This is a genomic window from Pseudomonas sp. MPB26, assembly GCF_046605355.1.
GTDB lineage: Bacteria > Pseudomonadota > Gammaproteobacteria > Pseudomonadales > Pseudomonadaceae > Aquipseudomonas > Aquipseudomonas cedrina.
This window is the reverse complement of sequence record NZ_CP176793.1, coordinates 5178903-5199273: the sequence shown is the minus strand read 5'-3', so window position 1 is coordinate 5199273 and position 20371 is coordinate 5178903. Positions and strand designations below refer to the sequence as shown.

Annotated in this window: 7 protein-coding genes; 3 read left to right on the top strand and 4 right to left on the bottom strand. The window is 63.5% G+C overall.

Features of this window, described 5'->3' with window-relative positions; translation table 11 throughout:
- Positions 1 to 55: 55 nt before the first annotated feature.
- Positions 56 to 14113: a non-ribosomal peptide synthase/polyketide synthase gene (locus ACLH0H_RS23840; RefSeq protein ID WP_411379898.1), complete on the bottom strand. Its 14058-nt coding sequence runs from the start codon at positions 14111 to 14113 to the stop codon at positions 56 to 58.
- Positions 14114 to 14322: 209 nt separating this feature from the next.
- Between ACLH0H_RS23840 and ACLH0H_RS23835 the strand changes: the two genes are divergently transcribed.
- On the top strand, positions 14323 to 14574 hold the full coding sequence (locus tag ACLH0H_RS23835) for a type II toxin-antitoxin system HicA family toxin (RefSeq protein ID WP_076952570.1): 252 nt from the start codon (positions 14323 to 14325) through the stop codon (positions 14572 to 14574).
- Positions 14571 to 14936 carry a type II toxin-antitoxin system HicB family antitoxin gene (locus ACLH0H_RS23830; RefSeq protein WP_411379897.1) on the top strand — a complete coding sequence of 122 codons (366 nt, stop codon included), beginning with the start codon at positions 14571 to 14573 and terminating at the stop codon, positions 14934 to 14936. Before ACLH0H_RS23835 ends, ACLH0H_RS23830 begins: the two co-directional genes overlap by 4 nt.
- Position 14937: 1 nt before the next feature.
- On the opposite strand, the gene ACLH0H_RS23825 is transcribed toward ACLH0H_RS23830, so the two are convergent.
- The gene (locus tag ACLH0H_RS23825) at positions 14938 to 16110 is read right to left on the bottom strand and encodes an MFS transporter (RefSeq protein WP_411379896.1); all 1173 of its coding nucleotides are present in this window, start codon (positions 16108 to 16110) and stop codon (positions 14938 to 14940) included.
- Positions 16111 to 16149: 39 nt separating this feature from the next.
- Positions 16150 to 17505 (bottom strand): MATE family efflux transporter, encoded by a 1356-nt coding sequence (locus tag ACLH0H_RS23820; RefSeq protein ID WP_411379895.1) that lies wholly within the window; start codon positions 17503 to 17505, stop codon positions 16150 to 16152.
- A 264-nt stretch (positions 17506 to 17769) separates the two neighbouring features.
- Here ACLH0H_RS23820 and ACLH0H_RS23815 point away from each other — a divergent pair, with 264 nt between their 5' ends.
- Positions 17770 to 19410 (top strand): methyl-accepting chemotaxis protein, encoded by a 1641-nt coding sequence (locus ACLH0H_RS23815; RefSeq protein WP_411379894.1) that lies wholly within the window; start codon positions 17770 to 17772, stop codon positions 19408 to 19410.
- 145 nt (positions 19411 to 19555) lie between these two features.
- Here ACLH0H_RS23815 and nadE read toward each other — a convergent pair whose 3' ends face one another.
- Complete coding sequence (nadE, locus tag ACLH0H_RS23810) at positions 19556 to 20371, bottom strand: ammonia-dependent NAD(+) synthetase (protein ID WP_411379893.1); 816 nt, start codon at positions 20369 to 20371, stop codon at positions 19556 to 19558.

The following is a 20371-nucleotide window of genomic DNA, read 5'->3' as shown; positions in this document are numbered from 1 at the left end:
GAGGCAGGCGAAGAAAGCGCGAAACCAGATCGATATTAGGGTTGGAAAGCATGGTTCAAATCGCCTCTAGTTCGCTCAAAAAATCACGAAGGTCATCAAAATCTTCCGCGCTGCCGGCGCGGAAGGTGGCGGCGGCCTGCACGTAGGCGCGCAGCGTTTCAGTGTGGAACACTTCCACCAGCGGCACTTCAAGCCCCAGTTCGGCCTGGACCCGCGAGGTAATCTGGATCGCCAGCAGGGAGTGGCCGCCTACCTCGAAGAAGTTGTCGTTCAGGCCCACCTGCGGCAGGCGCAGCACGTCGGCCCAGATCGCGGCGATCTGCTGCTCCAGCTCGGTTTCGGGAGCGACATAGGCCTGTTGCAGCAGGCTCGCATCCGGTTCGGGCAGGCCCTTGCGGTCGAGCTTGCCGTTGGGGGTCAGCGGCATTTGCGCCAGGAACATGAAATGCGCCGGCACCATGTAATCCGGCAGGCGGGTTTTCAGGGCCCGGCGCAAGCTGTCGCGGAACTCGGCCTGGTCGGCCAGGCTGGCGTCTGCGGGCACCACATATGCGACCAACTGCTTGCCGGTCGGGCCGTCCTGGGCCACCACCACGGTTTCGCCGACGCTGTCCTGCTCGCGCAGACCGGCTTCGATCTCGCCCAGTTCGATGCGGAAACCACGGATCTTCACCTGATGGTCGACACGGCCGAGGTAGTCCACCACGCCATCCGCACGGCCACGGGTCAGGTCGCCGCTGCGATACACGCGGCTGCCGGGCTTGCCGAACGGGTCCGGCACGAAGCGCTCGGCGGTCAATGCCGCACGCTCCAGATAACCCCGCGCCACGCCCTCGCCGCCCAGGTACAACTCACCGGCCACGCCGATCGGTTGCAGGTTGAGGTGCGCGTCCAGCACGTAGCCGCTGCGGTTGCCCAGCAGCGTGCCGATCGGCGCGTAGACCGCGCCGCACGGGTCGCCCTGGCGCGCCTTCCACAGCAGTGGCGTCACCACGGTTTCGGTCGGGCCGTAGCCGTTGAACAGGTAGGTCGGCTTGAGTGCGCGCCAGGCCAGGTCGTAGCTGGCTTGGGCGACGGCATCACCGCCAAAGCAGTACACGCGCACCTTCGGTGGATGACCGTCACGTTCGGCATGTTCGGCCAGTTGCTGCAGGTACACCGGCGGGAACACGGCCATGGTCACGTTGTGGCGATGCATCTGCGCGTAGGTGTATTCGGGCAGCCACAGGCTGTCATCGCGGACCAGCACGCTCGCTCCATTGATCAGCGGGTGCATCCAGCCTTCGTGGGCGCCGTCGAAAGCGAACGACATGAAGTGCAGTTCGCAATCGGCCGGGGACGTTTCATACCGTTCGCCAGTGGCGATGATGTGCGCCACCAACGGGCCGTGGGACACCGCCACGCCTTTGGGCATGCCGGTGGAACCCGAGGTGTAGATCACGTAGGCCAGGTTGTCACCGTCCAGCTTCACCTCAGGTGAGGTGTCGCTGTAATCGGCCCAGTCTTCGGTGCGGTCGATTGCCAGGGTGTCCAGCCCTGCGGGAATCGGCAGTTGCTGCAAGGCACGGCTGTGGGTCAGCAGCAACTTCGCACGGCTGTCCTGCATCATGTACAGCAGGCGATCACGCGGGTATTCGATATCCAGCGGCACGTAGACGCCACCGGCTTTCATCACCGCCAGGAATGCCACCAGGCTCTCGGCACTGCGTGGCATGGCAATCGCCACGCGTACTTCGGGGCCGACGCCACGGGCGATCAGGGCATGGGCCAGGCGATTGGCCTGGCGGTCCAGTTCACCATAGGTGAGGGTTTGCGCGTCGAATTTCACGGCCACTGCTTGAGGGGTTTCAGCGGCGCGGTCGGCGACACGTTCGTGAACCAGGCGCTCGGACGAGAAGCCCGCGTCCGTCTGGTTCCACAGCTGCAGGATCTGCTGTTGCTCGTCCTCGCCCAGCAGGTTCAATTGGCCGATGGTTTGCTGTTGGTCGGCAACCATCGCCTGCAGCAGGTTCTGCCAGTGACCCGCCATGCGCTCGATGGTCGCGGGAGCGAACAGGTCGGTGGCGTAGCTCAAGGAGGCACGCAGCATCGCCTGGCTTTCCTCCACGTCCAATGCCAGGTCGTACTGGGCCACGCCTTCATCCCAGTTCAGCACGCTGACGTCGAGTCCGGCGAGGCGCTGCCAATGACGATCGGCCGAGGTCACGCGATGGTTGAACAGCACCTGGAACAGCGGGCTCAGGCTCATGCTGCGCTCGGGCTGCAGCGCTTCTACCAACTGCTCGAAGGGCAGGTCCTGGTGAGCCTGGGCCTCAAGGGAACGCTGGCGCACCTGTTGAAGCAATTGCACCACGCTCATCTGCCCGTGGATATCGGCCTTGAGCACCTGGGTATTAACGAAGAAACCGATAAGCCCCTCCGTTTCCAGGCGATTGCGGTTGGCAATCGGCACGCCGACGCGCACGTCTTCCTGGCCACTGTAGCGGTGCAGCAACGCCTGGTAGGACGCCAGCAGCACCATCGGCAAGGTGACTCCGGCGCCCTGTGCCAGGCTACGCAAACCCAACAGAAGCTCTGGGCGCAGCTCGATGCCCAAACGCGCGCCACGATGGCTTTGTACGGCAGGGCGCAGATAGTCCAAAGGCAACTCCAACACCGGCTGCTCGCCCCCCAATCGGGCCTGCCAGTAGCCCAGTTGACGGGCCTTCTCGCCGGCTTCCATCCAGCTGCGCTGCCACAGGGCGTAGTCGGCGTACTGGATCGGCAAGGCCGGCAAGTCTGGCGCTTGGCCCTGGCTGAAAGCGCCATACAGGTGCACCAGCTCTTCGACCATCAATTGCATTGACCAGCCATCGGAGACGATGTGGTGCTGCACCAGCACCAGAACGTGATCATTTGTGGCCAGGCGCAGCAACGTGACCCGCAGCAGCGGCCCGCGCAGCAGCTCGAACGGCTGCGCAACCACCTCAGCGACCCGCGCTTTCAGGCTGGATTCATCAGTGTCAGCCAGCTCTATTTCGATCAGTCCCGAGTCTTCAATGACCTGCACCGTGCCGGCTGCGTCCTGGCGCACATGGGTGCGCAGGCTTTCATGGCGTGCCAGCAAGGTGTCGAAACTGCGTTGCAGTGCAGCCAGGTCCAGGTGCCCTTTCAAACGCAATGCGCTGGGGATGTGATACGCGGTGCTTTGCGGGTCCAGTTGCCAGAGGAACCATTGGCGCTCCTGGGCATAGGACAGCGGCAGCGGTTGACTGCGGTCGACCTTGAGCATGGCTGGCGCACGCACGCCCTCCTCGCCCAGGGCGCGCACGAAGTCACCCAGCAGCGGATGTTCGAACAGGGTCTTGAGCGCCACTTCCAGCGCCAGCGCCTGACGAACCCGCGACATCACCCGCGTGGCCAACAGCGAATGCCCACCCAACTCGAAGAAGTGGTCGTCAAGGCCGACCCGTGGCAGGTCCAGCACCTCGGCCCAAATGGCCGCGATCTGCTGCTCACGCGGTGTTACTGGCGCCACATGGCCTTTGCTCAAAAGCACCGTGTTCACCGGTGGCAATGCCTTGCGATCGAGTTTGCCGTTGGGGGTCAGTGGCAGGCAGTCGAGGAATATCAGGTGCGCAGGCACCATATAGTCCGGTAGACGCTCGCGCAGGGCCGTCTTATAAACCTCAGGGGCATCGGGCGCGGAGCTGACCAGGTAGGCGATCAAGCGGTCGTTGTCAGCCAGGACCACGGCTTCGCGCACCCCCGCCTGCTCACGCAGGCAGGCTTCGATTTCGCCCAGTTCGATTCGGAACCCACGCACCTTGACCTGATGGTCGACGCGGCCGATGTATTCCACCACGCCCTCGGCTCGGTAGCGGGCCAGGTCGCCGGTGCGGTACAGCCGCTCACCTGGCGTACCATACGGGTTCGGCACAAAACGCTCGGCCGTCAGCGCGGGGCGCTCGTGGTAACCACGCGCCAGGCCGACACCGCCGATCAGCAGCTCACCGGCCGTACCCAACGGGCTTGGCGTCAGCCCCGCATTGAGAATGAACAGCACGGTATTGGCGATAGGCCTTCCGACGTAAGGCTGGGTGTCGTCCAGACGATGGGCCGCCGACCAGATGGTGGTTTCGGTGGGGCCATAGAGGTTCCACACCGGCCCTTGCAGGTCGAGCATGCGTTGGGCCAAATCCTTGGGCAGGGCCTCACCGCCGCACAGGCACTTGATACCGCGCAGCAATCGGGCATGCGGGCTTTCCAGCAGCATGCGCCAGGTCGACGGCGTGGCTTGCAGCACGTTAGCCGACTGGCTGTGCAGCAGGTCGATGATCGCTTGCGGGTCGAGGGCCAGTTCCTGGCCACTCAGCAACACCGCAGCGCCGACCGCCAGCGGCACGTACAGCTCAAGGGCGAAGATGTCGAACGAGAACGTCGTCAGCGACAACACCCGGGCGTCAACGCCGATATCAAGGGTGCCGGCCATGCCACAGGTAAAGCTGCACAGCGCCTGATGACGCACCATCACACCCTTGGGTCTACCGGTGGAGCCGGAGGTATAGATGACGTAGGCCAGGTGATCCGGTGTGACGTTGACCTGCGGGTTGCGATCGGCGCCGTCGTGCGCTGGGACGTTGCCATCATCGACCATCAGCACCTGCAAACCCTGCGATAGCGCCAGCCTGCCGTCCAGGTGCGGCTGGGTCAGCAGCACCCGCGCGCGGCTGTCTTCGAGCATAAAGGCCAGGCGGTCCGCCGGGAATTGCGGGTCGAGCGGCACATACGCGCCACCGGCCTTGAGGGTCGCCAGCAAGCCGACCACCATGTCCAGGGAACGCTCGACATGCACCGCCACCAGTACGTCTGGCCCCACACCCGCCGCGACCAGGCGATGGGCCAGCCGGTTGGCGCGGCGGTTGAGTTCGCCGTAGGTGAGGGTTTGTCCGTTGAACTGCAGCGCCAGTGCATCCGGCCGGGCCAGCGCCTGGGCCTCGATCAAGTGATGCACGCAGCGCTCACGGGGATAGTCGACAGCGGTGTCGTTCCAGGTTTCGACCATCTGGTGCCATTGCGACACACTGAGCATGGTCAGTTCATCCACGGCCTGGGCGGCATCACGCACTACCGCGCGCAACAGGTTTTGCCAGTGCTCGGCCAGGCGTTGGATAGTCGCGGCGTCGAACAGGTCGGTGGCGTAGGTCAGGGATGCCCACAGGCCTTCGGCGGATTCTTCGGTCTCAAGGTTCAGGTCGAACTGAGTGCTTTGCCCCGCCCAATCCACCGCCTTGAAGTCCAGGCCAGGCAACTGCGCCGGGGCGGCACGCAAGCTGTCCTGATGGTTGAACATCACTTGGAACAGCGGGTTATGGCTGAGGCTGCGATCGGGCTGCAGGGCTTGCACCAGTTGTTCGAACGGCAGGTCCTGGTGGGCCTGGGCCTCCAGGGCACGCTGCTTGACCTGGACGAGCAATTGGTCGAATGCCATGTGCCCGTGCATGTCGGCCTGCAACACCTGGGTGTTGACGAAGAAACCTACCAGACGCTCGGTTTCCAGGCGATTGCGGTTGGCGATCGGCACGCCGACGCGGATCCGGGACTGACCGCTATAGCGATGCAGCAGGGTCTGGAACGACGCCAGCAGCAGCACGAACAGGGTCACATCCTGACGCAGGGCAAGGGCCTTGAGCTCAGAGACAAGCGCATGGTCCAGAGGAATGTGCTGGCGCGCACCGCGATGGCTTTGCACCGCCGGCCGTGGATGATCCAGCGGCAACTCAAGCACCGGATGCTCAATGCCGAGACGCATGTGCCAGTAATCGAGTTGACGCTGTTTTTCGCCGGCCGCCATCCAGTGCCGTTGCCACTGGGCATAATCGGCGTACTGAATGGGCAACGCAGGCAATTGAGCCTGGCCCTGATCCTGATAGAGCGCCATCAATTCGTCGACCATCACCTGCATCGACCAACCGTCGGAGACGATGTGATGCTGGGTGATTACCAGCACATGGTGCTCGGCCTCGACCTCCAGCAACCTGACGCGCATCAACGGGCCATTGACCAGGTCGAACGGGCGCTGGATTTCGTGGGCCACGGCATATTCGATCGCCGAGGCCTCCACCTGCTGTTGTTCGATCAGCACGGCCAGGCTTGGGTGAATTACCTGCCAGGTGTGCTCGCCTTCCTCCACAAAGGTGGTGCGCAACGGTTCATGGCGTTGCACCAGACACTGCAATGCCTGCTCCAGCGCTACGACGTCCAATCGACCGCGCAGATGTAACGCGCTCGGGACATGGTAGGCGGCGCTTTGCGGGTCCAGTTGCCACAGGAACCATTGGCGCTCCTGGGCGAAGGACAGCGCCAGGGGTTGGCCACGCGGCACAGCCACCAACGCCGGTGCCGAGTCGGCTTGCAACCCTGCGCAAGCCGCCGCGAAGCCTTCCAGGGTCGGTTGCTCAAACAGGGCGCGCAATGGCACTTCCAATTTCAGTTCATGGCGCACCCGGGAAATCACTTGGGTGGCCAGCAGCGAATGGCCGCCACGTTCGAAGAAGTGGTCATTGAGCCCGACGTTCTCCACCTGCAACACTGCTTGCCAGATGGCGGCCAATCGCGTCTGCAGGACATCGCGTGGCGCCAGGTAGGCCTGGCGCACCTGGCTCAGATCCGGCGCCGGTAACGCGCGGCGGTCCAGCTTGCCGCTGTTATTCAAGGGCAAGGCGTGCAGGACGACCCAGTGGCCAGGCACCATGTAGTCCGGCAGGGACTGACGCAAGGTGGCCGCCAGGGCCTGTGAATCCAGGGTTTGCCCGTTAGCCGGGACCACATACGCCACCAGGTGAGTGCCCGTCCCGCTCGATTGCGCGATAACGGCGACTTCACGCAGCTGCGGCAGCGCTTGCAGGCTGGCTTCGATCTCGCCCGTTTCCACACGGAACCCACGGATCTTGACTTGATGGTCGATGCGACCGACGTACTCCAGCGCACCCACCGCGTTGTAACGGGCCAGGTCGCCGCTGCGATACAGCCTTGCTCCCGGCACAGCGGAAAACGGGTCCGGCAGAAACCGTTCTGCGGTCAACGCCGGGCGGTCAAAGTAGCCTTGGGCAAGGCCCTGCTCGGCACCGATACACAACTCGCCGACGCCATCGGTGGCCAGCAGTTCGAAACCGCTGTCGAGCACATACAACGAACGACCCTTGATCGCCCGGCCAATCGGCACGCCAAACGCATCGCTGGCATCGGCCAAGCGGCAATCATGCACGCTGGACACCACGGTGGCCTCGGTGGGCCCATAGGTGTTGACCAGGCGCACACCGCCCAAGCCGGCGGCGAACCAGGCGCGCAACCCTTCCACCGACATCGCCTCGCCTCCCACATGCACTTGGCGCAGGCTGCCCAGCGTACGCTGGTCGATGGCGCATTCCTTGGCCAGCAAATACCAGTAAGCAGCGGGCAAATCCGCCAGCGTCACGCCTTGCTCGACGATGTGCCGGGCCAGTTGCCCGGCGTCCCACAATTCATCGCCGCGCATGACCAATGCGGCGCCCACACACAGTGGCGGGAAGCACTGTTCGACGAAGCCATCGAAGCTGAAGGTCGCGAATTGCAGCACGCGATCCGTAGCGCTCAACCGGCTGTAGGCCTCGGCACTGTCACAGAACTGGCCGAGGGCAGCATGGTCGATGGCCACGCCCTTGGGCAGCCCGGTTGAACCGGAGGTGTAGATCACATAGGCCAGGTCGGCAGTGGCTGCGTGGTTGGGTGGATTGGTTGACGGGTAGCCTGCCAGCTCTGCGCCGGACGCCGTGAAGTCCACGCGCTTGAGCCCACGGGGCAGCGCCAGGTCGGACAGCAGCCCGGTTTCGCTGAGCAGCAGGTCCAGGCGGCTGTCCGTCAGCATGAAGTTCAGGCGTTCGGCAGGATAGTTCGGGTCCAGTGGCACATAGGCAGCGCCGCTTTTGAGCACTGCCAGCAGGCTGACAATCAACTGCGGGCCGCGTCGAGCCGCCAGGCCGACGCGCTGGCCTGGACCAACGCCCTGCTCCAGCAGGCGATGGGCAAGACGGTTGGCCTGCTCATTGAGCTGCGCGTAGCTCAAGCACGTAGCGCCCGCCTGCACCGCCAGCGCGTCAGGCGTGGCGGCGGCCTGGGCCGCAATGCGTTCGTGCACGCGAAGACGATGCTGGACGGTACCGGGCGATTGACTGAGGGCGAGCACGTCGCGCCGCGCAGTTTCGTCAAACAGGCACAGGTCGCCCAGGGGCGCCTGGGCATTGGCGAGCATCTGCGCCAGCAGGTGTTGCAGATTGCCGCTCAGTCGAGCGATCTGTTGAGCGCTGAAACGCGCCTGATCGTAGCCGAATTCGAGGCGCAGGCTGGCGCCCAACTCGATGCCCAGGGTCAGTGGATAATGGGTCCGTTCGTGGTTGTGCAGGCGGCCGAACGTCAAGCCTGCGGGCGCGCCTTGTTTCAAGGCTTCGGCCACGGGGAAGTTTTCGAATACCAGCAAGGTGTCGAACAGTGCACTTCCCTGTTGTCCGGCCCAGCCCTGGATGTCATAGAGCGGCACATGCTCGTGATCACGCAGGCTCAGGTTGAGGGCTTGCAGCGCCTCCAGCCAGGCGGCAACCGACAGCGCCGGCGAGGCCGCGCTGACGATGGGCAGCGTATTGATAAACAGGCCCAGTTGCTGCTCGATGCCCGGCAAAGGTGCCGAGCGCCCCGCGACGGTGGCACCGAAGGCCACGCAGTCCTGCCCGGTATAGCGTTGCAGCAACAGACTCCAGGCCCCTTGAAGCACAGTGTTGAGCGTGACTTTCTGGCGACGGGCAAACTCGGCGAGGGCACACGTGAAATCTTCGCCCAGCACCACCTGATGGTCAGCCATCCCTTGGCCTTCGGCCGGTACACGCAGTGCCTGCGCCAGCAAGGTTGGCGCTTGCAACGGTGCCAAGGTGGCCTTCCAGAATTTCTCGCCTGAAGCTTGCTGTTGCAGCCAGCCCAGGTAGTCGCGGAACTGCCCCAGCGGCGCCGGTACGGTTTGCCCGGCATAGTGAGCAATGACTTCGCCCAGCAACTGCGCATTGCTCCAGCCGTCCATGAGAACGTGATGGCTGGTGAAGATCAGGTGCCAGGTGCTGCCGGCACCGCGCACCAGCATCAGGCGAAACAACGGCGCCGTATTCAGCGCGAAACCTTTCTCACGCTCGGCAGCGGCGAGCGCATCGAAATCGGCACCGATGTCTTCGATCACGTGCAGCTGCACATCGGCTTGGCGCTGGATCACCTGATGGGCGCTGTCCAGGCCGAGCCAGTGAAAGCTGCTGCGCAGGATGTCATGGCGATCCAGCGCGGCTTGCCACGCACGGCCGAACACCAGCAGGTCCAAACCTTCGATGTCCAGGCGCAACTGGTTGATGTATGCCTCGGCCTCAGGCTCATACAGCGTGTGGAACAACATGCCCTGTTGCATCGGGGACAACGGGTAGATATCGGCAATGGCCGGTCCCCCGAGGGGCAAAGCGTCCAATTGCTGCTGGGTCAGGCGCGCCAGCGGAAAGTCCGAGGGCGTGACCTGCCCCGCCGGTGTGGCGCAGCAATGCGCGATCAGGGCCTTGAGCTCAGCCGCATAGTCATCGGCCAGGCGTTGTACAGTTGCCGCCTCGAACATCGCCCGGCTGAAACCCCACCGCAGCGCCAGTTCCCCGCCATACACCTGCCCTTCCACCGTCAGCCAGTTGGCCAGCGGCGCTTCAGGATCCTGGGCCTGGCCGCTGCCCTGGGTGGCCGGGACGAACAGCGCCGACTCGTTGAACTGGCGGTCGAACTGGCCCAGGTAGTTGAAGGTGATGCGTGGCGCGGCCAGGTTCGACAAGGTGGCGCGAGCGTCAGGCGTGCCGAGGTAGCGCAGCACGCCGTAGCCGAGGCCTTTGCCCGGCACGGCGCGCAGTTGCTCCTTGACCGATTTGATTGCGCTCGACAGCTCGCCATCGGCCTCTAGGCGCACCGGAAACAGGCTGGTGAACCAGCCGACGGTACGGCTCAGGTCAACCGAGTCGAACAGGTCTTCGCGACCATGACCTTCCAGCTGGATCAACGCGGCGGGCTGGCCGCTCCAACGCGTGATGACGCGCGCCAGTGCGGTCAGCAACAGGTCGTTGACCTGGGTGCGATAGGCCGCCGGAGCGTCTTGCAGCAGTTGACGGGTGTGTTCGGCGCTGAGGCGGATTTCGAGCTGGCTGCCCAGTCGGTTTTGCAGGCCGCCCTGGGGGTTGTCGCAGGGCAGCTCGGCGGTCGCGGTCTGCGCCTGCCAGTACGGCAGTTGAGCGTCCAGGGTCTGCGCATGGGCCTGCAACTGTTGCGCCCAGTGCTGATAGGCGCTGGTCTTGGCCGGCAGTGCGGCGTTGCTGTAAGCCTGTTGCAGGTCTTCGAGCAGGATGCGCCACGACACGCCGTCTACCACCAGGTGATGCACCACCAGCAACAGGCGTTGGCTGCCATCGGCCATGGCGATCAGGACCGCACGCAACAGCGGGCCCTGTGCAAGATCGAGGCTGCGCTGGGCTTTGTCGCAAAGTGCGGCCAACTGAGCGTCGTCGGCGGCCTGGGTTTGCCACAACTCGGGCGTTGCCACCCACTCGGCATGGGTTTGCAGCCAACCTTGCGAATGGCGCACAAACCGCAGGCGCAGGGCGTCGTGATGGTTGATCAACTGGACCAGGGCCGCTTCCAGACGTACAGGTTCGAGGGTTTCACGCGGGGTCAGCAGCAACGACTGGTTCCAATGTTGACGCGCCGGGATCGCCTGTTCGAAAAAACTGTGCTGCACGGGGGTCAGCATCACCTCGCCGGTGACCGGCCCTTGGTCGATAACGCTCGCTTGCTCAAAGGTCGCCACGCGCGTCAGGCTGCGGATGTTCTGGTACTGGAACAAGTCCCGTGGGCTGAGGCGAATGCCCGCCTGGCGGGCACGGCTGACCACCTGGATGGAGATGATCGAATCACCGCCCAGCTCGAAAAAGTTGTCGTCCAGGCCGATCTGCGCGGCACCGAGCACATCGCTCCAGATTGCGGCCAGGACTTTTTGCAGCGCGTTTTCCGGTGCGGCATACGCCTGTTGTGGCGTGGCGTCGGGTAATGGCAAGGCCTTGCGGTCGAGCTTGCCGTTGGCGGTTACCGGCAGCTTGGCCAGGTGCACCATATGGGTCGGCACCATGTATTCAGGCAGGCTGTCGAGAAGCCACGTCTTGAGGTCGGCCGGAGCCTGGTCTTCCAGCACCAGGTAAGCCACCAGTTGCTTGCCGCCCTGCACCAGCACAACGGCTTCGCGCACCGACGGGTGTTGCAGCAGGCGCGCCTCGATCTCGCCCAGCTCGATCCGCAGGCCGCGCAACTTGACCTGATGGTCGAGACGGCCCAGGTACTCGATCACACCGTCGGCGCGCTGGCGCACACGGTCGCCCGTACGATACAGGCGTGCGCCGTCATCGAAGGGGCTCGGCACAAAACGCTCGGCGGTCAACGCCGGGCGCCGATGGTAACTGCGCGCCAGGCCGATGCCGCCCAGGTACAGTTCGCCGCTGACGCCGGCGGGCACCGGGTTGAGCTGTGCATCGAGCACGTAGGTACCTAGGTTGGCGATGGGCCGGCCGATGGGCACGCTGTCGGCGCCTTCGTCGATGCAGGTCCAGTGAGTCACGTCGATGGCGGCTTCGGTCGGGCCGTAGAGGTTGAACAAAGCAACCTGCGGTAACTTGGCGAACACCTGCAGTTGCGCATCCAGCGGCAGGGCTTCGCCACTGCAGACGATGCGCTGCAATTGGGTGCAAGCCTGTACACCCGGCTCATGGATAAAGGCCTGGAGCATCGAGGGCACAAAGTGCAAGGTGGTAATGCCTTGCTGCGCGATGGTCTCGATCAGGCGTGCCGGTTCGCGGTGTTCGCCTGGCGCCGCAACGACCAGGCGTGCGCCGGTCATCAGTGGCCAGAAGAATTCCCACACCGACACGTCGAAGCTGAACGGGGTTTTCTGCAGCACTGCATCGCTGGCATCCAGGCCATAGGCTTGTTGCATCCAGCACAGGCGGTTGACCAACGCGCGATGGCTGTTGCTCGCCCCCTTGGGCTTACCGGTGGAACCTGAGGTGTAGATCACGTAGGCCAGGTTCAGCGCGTGCAGGCTGACATCCGGCGCTTCGGTGCCGTAGCTGTCGAGCCAGCCGTCGGGCTGGTCCAGGGCGATCACCTGAATGCCCCCGACAGGCAGCAACGGCAACAGGCTGTGCTGGCTGAGCAGCAATTGGATGCCGCTGTCCTCGACCATATAGGCCAGGCGTTCCCGGGGGTATTCGGGGTCCAGCGGGACGTAGGCGCCACCGGCCTTGAGAATGGCCAGCAGGCCCACCACCATTTCGATGGAGCGCTCGACGCAGATCCCCACCAGGGCGTCAGGGCCGACGCCCTTCTCGCGCAGGGCATGGGCCAGTCTGTTGGCGCGCGCATCAAGCTGGGCGTAAGTCAATGTGGTAGCGCCGAACACCAGCGCCGGTGCATCGGGCGTGGCGTGCACCTGGTCTTCGATCAGGTGATGAACGCCGCGCTCGGTCGGGTAAGTCCTGGCTGTCTGGTTCCAGGCGTGGACCAGCACCTGCTGTTCGTCCGGGGCCAACATCGGCAACTCGCCGATACGCTGCTCACCGTCGGCGACCATGGCCTGCAACAGGCTGAGCCAATGCCCGGCCATGCGCTGGATGGACGCGGCGTCGAACAGGTCAGTGGCGTAAGTCAACGCGGCGTGCAGGGTGCCGGATTTTTCGTAGGTGTCCAGGGTCAGGTCGAACTGGGTGGTGCGGGCTTGCCATTCCACCAGCGCCAGCTCCAGGCCGGAGGCGGTGCTGACCGAGGCGATATCGGCGACGACCGGCTGGTGGTTGTACATCACCTGGAACAGCGGCGTATGGCTCAGGCTGCGCTCGACCTTGAGCGCCTCCACCAGACGCTCGAATGGCAGCTCCTGATGAGCCTGGGCGCCCAGCGCGTGTTCCTTGATGCTTTGCAGCAGTTCGTTGACGCGGGTTTGCCCGGTCAGCTCGGTGCGCAGGACTTGGGTATTGACGAAAAAGCCGATCAGCCCTTCGACTTCGGTGCGGTTGCGGTTGGCGATCGGCACGCCGACGCGGATATCGCCCTGCCCGGTATACCGATGCAGCAGCACGTTGAAAGCGCCGAGCAATAACATGAACAGGGTGACGTTGTGCTTTTGCGCGCAGGTGCGCAACTGTGCGGCCAGCTGCGGGTCGATCGCGAAATCATGACGCGCGCCCCGGTAGCTAGGCATGGACGGACGCGGACGGTCCGTCGGCAGTTCCAGCACGGGGTGCTCATCACCCAGGCGCGCCTGCCAATAGTCGAGCTGGCGGGCCTGCTCTCCCGCTTCAAGCCAACGCCGCTGCCACAGGGCATAGTCACCGTACTGGATCGGCAAGGCCGGCAGTTGCGGTTCGGCATTGCGCTCGTGGGCGTCGTAGCAGCGGATGAACTCGTCGATCAGCACATTCATCGACCAGCCATCGGAAACGATGTGGTGCAGGGTCAGCAGCAACACGTGCTCCTGCGCAGCGAGCTTGAGCAATTGCACACGCAGCAGCGGGCCGTTTTCCAGGTCGAACGGCAGCAGCGATTGACGGGTCGCGGCTTCGCTGACGGCCTGTTCACGCTCGCGGACGGCCAGCTCACTGAAATCCAGGTGCTCTACCGCCAGCGACGGCTCAAGGGCGACTTGCATCAGACGCTCATCCGCTTGGCGCCGGAACACGGTGCGCAATGTTTCATGGCGCGCGACCAGGCTGGCAAACGCCTGCTCCAGCGCGCCAAGGTCCAGCGTGCCCTTGAGCCGTACGGCACCGGGCAGGTTGTAGGCGCCACTGGCGGGGTCCAATTGCCACAGGACCCACATGCGTTGCTGGGCGTAGGACGGCGCCTGGCGATCCTCCACTTCCACTCCTGCCGGAATCGGAAACCGGGAAAAATCCACGCCCTCTTTCTGCAAGGCCTGCAGGAACAGTTGGCGCTTTTCCAGGGGCAACCCGATAAACCGGCGAGCAAGTTTCAAGGAGTCTTCAGCATTCATTTCTTGGAGTCCGGAGCAATAGGCAGGAAGCACAAAGGCACGTCGTCCCTATAAAACGAACCGCAGAGGGAAAAATTAGCGAGGGATGGGAGGCGTGGCGTGAGGTGTCATCAGGGGTTACATCAATTTCAGGAAGACCACACAAACCCGAGCTAGCATTGACGAACACCACTTTTTGCAACTACATTTAGTTACAGGCAAGGATCGCCGTGTCCAAAAATGAAAAGCTGCTGGCCAAACTGCTCAACGAGCACATGGCATTTACCTGGCCCGAGCTCGTAACGCTGTTGCGTTGGCTCGGCTACACACAGATTGAGGGGGCTGGAAGCCGCGTCAAGTTCGACATCGGTGACCCCAGTGCAATGATCACGCTGCACAGGCCCCACCCTGGCAACGAACTGAAACACTACATTCGGCGCCAGATCATTGAGCAATTGAGATCAGGAGAACTGATTCAGTGAACAACCAACTGAAACACAAAGGCTACATCGGCTCTATCGAAGCCAGCCTCGAAGACAACTGCCTGTTCGGCAAGATTCTGTTCATCAAGGCGCTGGTGAGCTACGAAGGTAAAACCGTCGCCGGACTGGACGCCGCTTTTCGGGCGGCGGTCGACGATTATCTCGCCACCTGCCAGACCCTGGGGCACACACCGGAGAAGCCGTGCAAAGGCTCCTTCAATGTCCGGGTCGGCCATGACCTGCACCTGGCGGCGGCGCTGGCGGCGACCCGTAAGAAGGTGACGCTCAACGACCTGACCCGCCAGGCGTTGAATGAATTTCTGCAGCATCACAGTGCCGATGCCTGTCCGGCGATTGGCTGAGTCAGTCCAACCTGCGAAACCCCAAGACCGCTGAGCCCAACACCACCGTCCCCGCTGCCAGCGCGACCCAGAACCCGCTGGTGGCGCCAAAATGGTCGATCATCCAACCGGAGCTGGCGGCACCGATGGCCACGCCGATGCTGAGACCGGTTATCAGCCAGGTCATGCCTTCGGTCAGGCGGCTGGCGGGTACGATGCGCTCCACCAGCGCCATGGACACGATCAGGGTCGGCGCGAAGAACAGCCCGGAGATAAAGATCGCCACCGCCAGCCCGGGAATGTCTGTGACCAGCAGCAACGGCAAGGTGGTCAACGCCGTGGCCACGCCGCAAAACAGGAACTGCCGGGGCAACGACGCCTTGAATTTGAGGGTACCGAACGCCAGCCCCGCCAGGCACGAGCCGACGGCATACACCGACAGCACAATGCTCGCCGCCGCCGGCTGGCCCTGGTGCTGGGCAAAGGCGACGCTGACCACGTCCACCACGCCGACAATCACGCCCATGGCCAAGAGCAGGATCATCAGGATCAGCACCGGAGGCGAAGCGATCAACCAACGACCGTGATGCTCCTGATGCTCATGCAAAGGAGGTTCGGTCGCGCGTTGCATTACAAAAGTGGTGACGCCCACGGCCAGCAACAGCGCTGCCACCAAAGGCCCTGCTTCCGGGAACAACACGACACTCAGCCCCACCGAAATCGGCGGGCCGACGATGAAGCACACTTCATCCAGCACCGACTCCAGGGCAAATGCGGTTTGCAGCTTGGGCTGGCCCCGATACAACTCGGTCCAGCGCGCCCGCACCATGGCCGACATATTCGGCATGCAGCCGGCCAACGCGGCGAACAGGAAAAGCATCCAGTCCGGCGCCTGCAAACGGGTGCACAACAGCAACATCAACAAAGCCCCGCCGCCGATCAGCGCGGCAATCGGCAGCACCCGGCCCTGGCTGTAGCGGTCCACCAGCCTGGATACCTGTGGCGCGCAAAACGCCGTGGCCAGGGCAAACACCGCCGCCACCGAACCGGCCAGGCCGTAACCGCCATGGACCTGCGAGAGCATGGTAATCAAGCCGATGCCCGTCATCGATACCGGCATACGCGCCAGCATGCCGGCCAGCACGAAAGCCCGTGCGCCAGGGACCTGAAACAATTGCGCGTAGGGGTTCGCCATGAATCAGCAGCCTTCTTTCATTAAGTGCGCATCCCTTTATTACACCAACCGCTTGATCTGCTTGTGCCGCCACACCAACCGGTAATAGGCGGTCTGCAACCCCAGCATTGCCAGGTAGGTCACCGGAAACGCCATCCACACCCCTTCCAGCCCGAAGTGAGCGTTGAACAGGTACGCCATCGGCAGCTCGACACAGAGCACGCAGAAGATCGAGATCAACACCGGCATCAACACCACGCCGCTGGCGCGCATGATCCCGCCGACCACGGCCTGGAAGCCGAATATCAGGATGCTCCACAGCATGATATGCAGCAGGTGCTCGGCGTTGACCCGTGCCGCTTCGTCGGTGATGAACAGGCCGAGCAGCCAGTGGGACATCAGGTAACCCAGCACGATCAGGCCACCGGTGAGGCCCATGTTGATCAACAACCCGGTACGCAGGATCGGCCCGATACGTTCCGCGCGCCCCGCGCCGATCGCCTGGGCGCCAAGGATCGAGGCGGTGATGGCAATCGACAGCGCCGGGAACTGCACGTAGTTGACGATCTGCGTTACCGCGCCGTACGCCGCCGTGGCCTGGGAGCCGTGGCCGTTGACCAGGGCGAGAATGACCAGTTCCGACAGCGACAGAACCACCATTTGCAGGCCGGTGGGCAAGCCGATGCGCAAGACCTTTGCGAGAATGACGCGGTCCAGGCGCAACGCCGCGAGCAATTCGCGATCCGGCGCCATCACGTGGCTTTTATGGCGCAGGCGCAGGACCAGAAACAGCATCGCCAAGGCGTTACCCACTAACCCGGCATACACCGCACTCTGGATGCCCATGGGCGGCAGGCCAACCCAGCCGCGAATCAGCGCCGGGGTCAGCAGCAGGCCGACCAGGGTCGAGACCATCAGCGCCAGCAACGGCGAGATGGTGTCACTGACACCGCGCAGCAGTTGGGTGTAGAGAATAAAGACCAGCAGCAGCGGCATGATCAGCATCATCTTCTGCGCGTAGCCGACCGCGTCGTCCAACACATCAATCGGCGTCCCCAACGCCTGCAGGGCCGGACGTGCGAACAAGCTGCCCAGCACTGCGGCGATTACCCCGACCAACGCCCCCAACGTCAGGGTGGCGCCGGTAATCGCCTTGACCATCCCTGTCTCCTGCGCACCCCAGGCCTGGCCGATCAGCACCGACGCACCCGCCCCCAGGCCGATCACCAGCGCAATAAAGAAGAACACGATGGGAAACATCCCCGACACCGCCGCCAACGCCTGGGTGCCGAGCATTTGCCCGACATAAATGCCGTTGAGGGTGCCGGAAAAGCTTTGCAGGAAGTTGGACAGCACCATGGGTGCCAGAAAGATCAGGTAGATCTGCCACAGGGGTCGTTGCAGGGGGCTTTGCATGAAAAAACCGGGCCTCGGAAAACTAAAGCGTGCGAGGGTTATACCGTAATTGGATCCTATGTTCCTGTGCTTTAAGGCATTCCCGCTCGCTCACTCCGCTGCGCGGAAGACAACGTCGCTCAGGCCGAGCGATTTTATTCCATCAATTCGCTCAATAGCGGTTTCAGTATTTACTGATTGGACGCGCACCCGGCGGAGCTTTAGATTTCGCCGCATAGATAGCTTTTAGCCATCACCTCTACTCTCCTGACTATCGAGTTTCCCATGAAAAAACCTGTTTCGTTGGCGATGCGTATCGGCCTGGGCTTCGCGTCCACCCTCTCGCTGCTGGTGCTGATCACCGCCGTCGGTATCCAACGCGTGGGTTTTATCGACAGCACACTCAAGGATGTCGGTGAAAAGGCCGCCGTGGTGCAGCGCTACGCGATCAATTTCCGCGGCAGCGTACACAACCGTGCCATCGCTATTCGCGATGCGGTGCTGGTCAAGGATGAAGCGGCGCTCAACCTTCACCTGGCCGAGATCGACCAGCTCAAGCGCGATTACCAGGATTCCGCCGTGATGATGGATCGCCTGTTGGGCAGCAGCGCCGCCAGCGGCGAAGAGACCCGCCTGTTGGGCGATATCAAGGCCATCGAGCGCCAGGCCCTGGCCTCCACCGAACGGGTGGTCAACCTGCGTCGCAATAATGACCTCGCCGGTGCCCAGGACCTGCTGCTGACGCAGGCGTCCGCCGACTACACCCAGTGGCTCGCGCGCGTGAACGCCCTGATCGACTTCGAAGAAGCGCAAATCAGGCAACGCCTGGACACGGTGCAATCGGCCGCCAGCCACTTTGCACTGCTGATGGTGGCGGCCAGCGCCGCCGCGATTATCTTGAGCGTGCTGGTTTCACTCCTGATTATCCGTAAGGTCAAGGCCACCCTTGGCGCCGAGCCCGAAGAAGTCGCCGAGGCAATCCGCCGCCTGGCCAATGGCGAGCTGAACCAGCCCATCGAAACGCGCTACCCCGACAGCGTGATGGGCCTGCTGAAAAACGCCCTGGCGCGCCTGGGCGACACCATCACTGAAGTACGTTCGGCGGCCCAGGCCCTGCGCCACTCCTCGGTCACCTTGTTGTCGGTTGCCAGCGATAACCGCCGGCAGATCACCCTGCAGACCAGCGAAGCGCAGCATGTGGCGGCAGCGATCACGCAAATGGCCGCCTCGGTCAGCGAGGTGTCGGGCTACGCATCCGCCGCGTCCAAGGCGACCATCCTGGCCGACGCGGAAGTCAACAGCGGCCACCGCCTGGTGGGCGAAGTGACGGTGGCGATCGAGGAACTGGCAACCATCCTCGACCAGGCCACCCACCGGGTCAATCAGGTGTCCAGCGACAGTGAGAGCATCGAAACGGTGATTGAAGTGATCAACGCCATCGCCGCTCAGACTAACCTGCTGGCGCTGAACGCTGCGATTGAAGCCGCCCGCGCCGGTGAGCACGGCCGAGGCTTTGCGGTGGTGGCCGATGAAGTGCGCTCCCTGGCGACGCGCACCCAGCAATCCACCCAGGAAATCCGCGACATGATCGGCAAGCTGCAGAGCGGCACCCAGGACGCCGCCGATATCATGCAACGCAGCCGCAACCTGGCCCAGATCACCGTGGCGCAGACCCGCGACTCCCAAGTGGCACTGGGCAAGATCAGCCAGGAAGTGGGCGCGATCAATACGATGAACGCCCAGATCGCCAGTGCCTCGGTGCAGCAAACCGCCGCCGCTGAAGAAGTCGCGCAGAACGTTACCCGCATCCACGGCTCAACCGTGCAATCGGCGGCCGGCTCCGAAGTGGTGGAAGGCGCCAACCAGAAACTCGTGGAGCTGGCGGATCGGTTGAGCACCAAGGTGGCGTTCTTCAACGTGGCGTGAGGGCTCGGTGCCTGGTCCACCGCTCACTACCCGCCAAACGTGTGCGACGGCCGGCACCGCCAACCCCGCCATCCGTGGTCGGGACCAGGTCAACCAGGTGCGGCCGAAGTGAAATGCGCGGTGAAGTCGGTCGCTCGAGCGTTAATCATTGCGGCACGAAAGGCAGCGCGCGTTTGTGCGCTGTCTTGCTATACGCCTCCTCGACGATCGCCCTCACCCGCTCGCTCACCGGCTCGCCCATCAGGTACGCATCGATGTCTGCATAGGTGCAGCCGTACGCCACCTCATCCGCTTTCCCCGGCGCCAGCTCTTCCAGGTCGGCGGTGGGCAGCTTGCCGACCAGGTTCGCCGGTGCGCCGAGGCTTGCGCCCAACAGGCGTACCTGGGTTTTGGTCAGGCCGGACAGCGGCGCCAGGTCGCAGGCGCCGTCACCGAACTTGGTGAAGAACCCCATCAAGGCTTCAGCGCCCTGGTCGGTGCCGACCACCAGGCCGTTGTGCAAATTGGCCACGGCGTACTGGGCGATCATGCGCGCTCGCGCCTTGACGTTGCCTTTGATGAAATCCACGCGCTCGGCGCTGACGTCCGGCACAGACAGGTTGGACATCAGCCCGTCGACGCCCGCCGCAATATTCAACGTCTCGGTCTGGTCTGGGCGGATAAAGTCCAGGGAGGCTGTCGCATCGTGCTCGTCCGCCTGGCTCTTGTACGGCAGGCGCATGGCAATAAAACGCGCAGGATAATCTTCAGCGCGCAATTGCTCTGCCGCCAACTGACACAGGCGCCCGGCCACCAGCGAGTCGACCCCGCCGCTGATGCCCAGCACCAGGGCCTTGCAGCCGGATTGACGCAGGGTGTCCTTGATAAAGTCGACGCGGCGCTGGATTTCCTGGGGCTCGCGACCTTTTACCAGCGAGCGGTCGATATTCAGTTCCTGAGCGATACGGTCCTGGGTTTGCAT

Coding starts and splice junctions, on each gene's coding strand:
- ACLH0H_RS23825 (WP_411379896.1), bottom strand. CDS start 16,110: ATGGCGAACCCCTACGCGCAATTGTTTCAGGTCCCTGGCGCACGGGCT.
- nadE (WP_411379893.1), bottom strand. CDS start 20,371: ATGCAAACCCAGGACCGTATCGCTCAGGAACTGAATATCGACCGCTCG.
- ACLH0H_RS23815 (WP_411379894.1), top strand. CDS start 17,770: ATGAAAAAACCTGTTTCGTTGGCGATGCGTATCGGCCTGGGCTTCGCG.
- ACLH0H_RS23840 (WP_411379898.1), bottom strand. CDS start 14,113: ATGAATGCTGAAGACTCCTTGAAACTTGCTCGCCGGTTTATCGGGTTG.
- ACLH0H_RS23820 (WP_411379895.1), bottom strand. CDS start 17,505: ATGCAAAGCCCCCTGCAACGACCCCTGTGGCAGATCTACCTGATCTTT.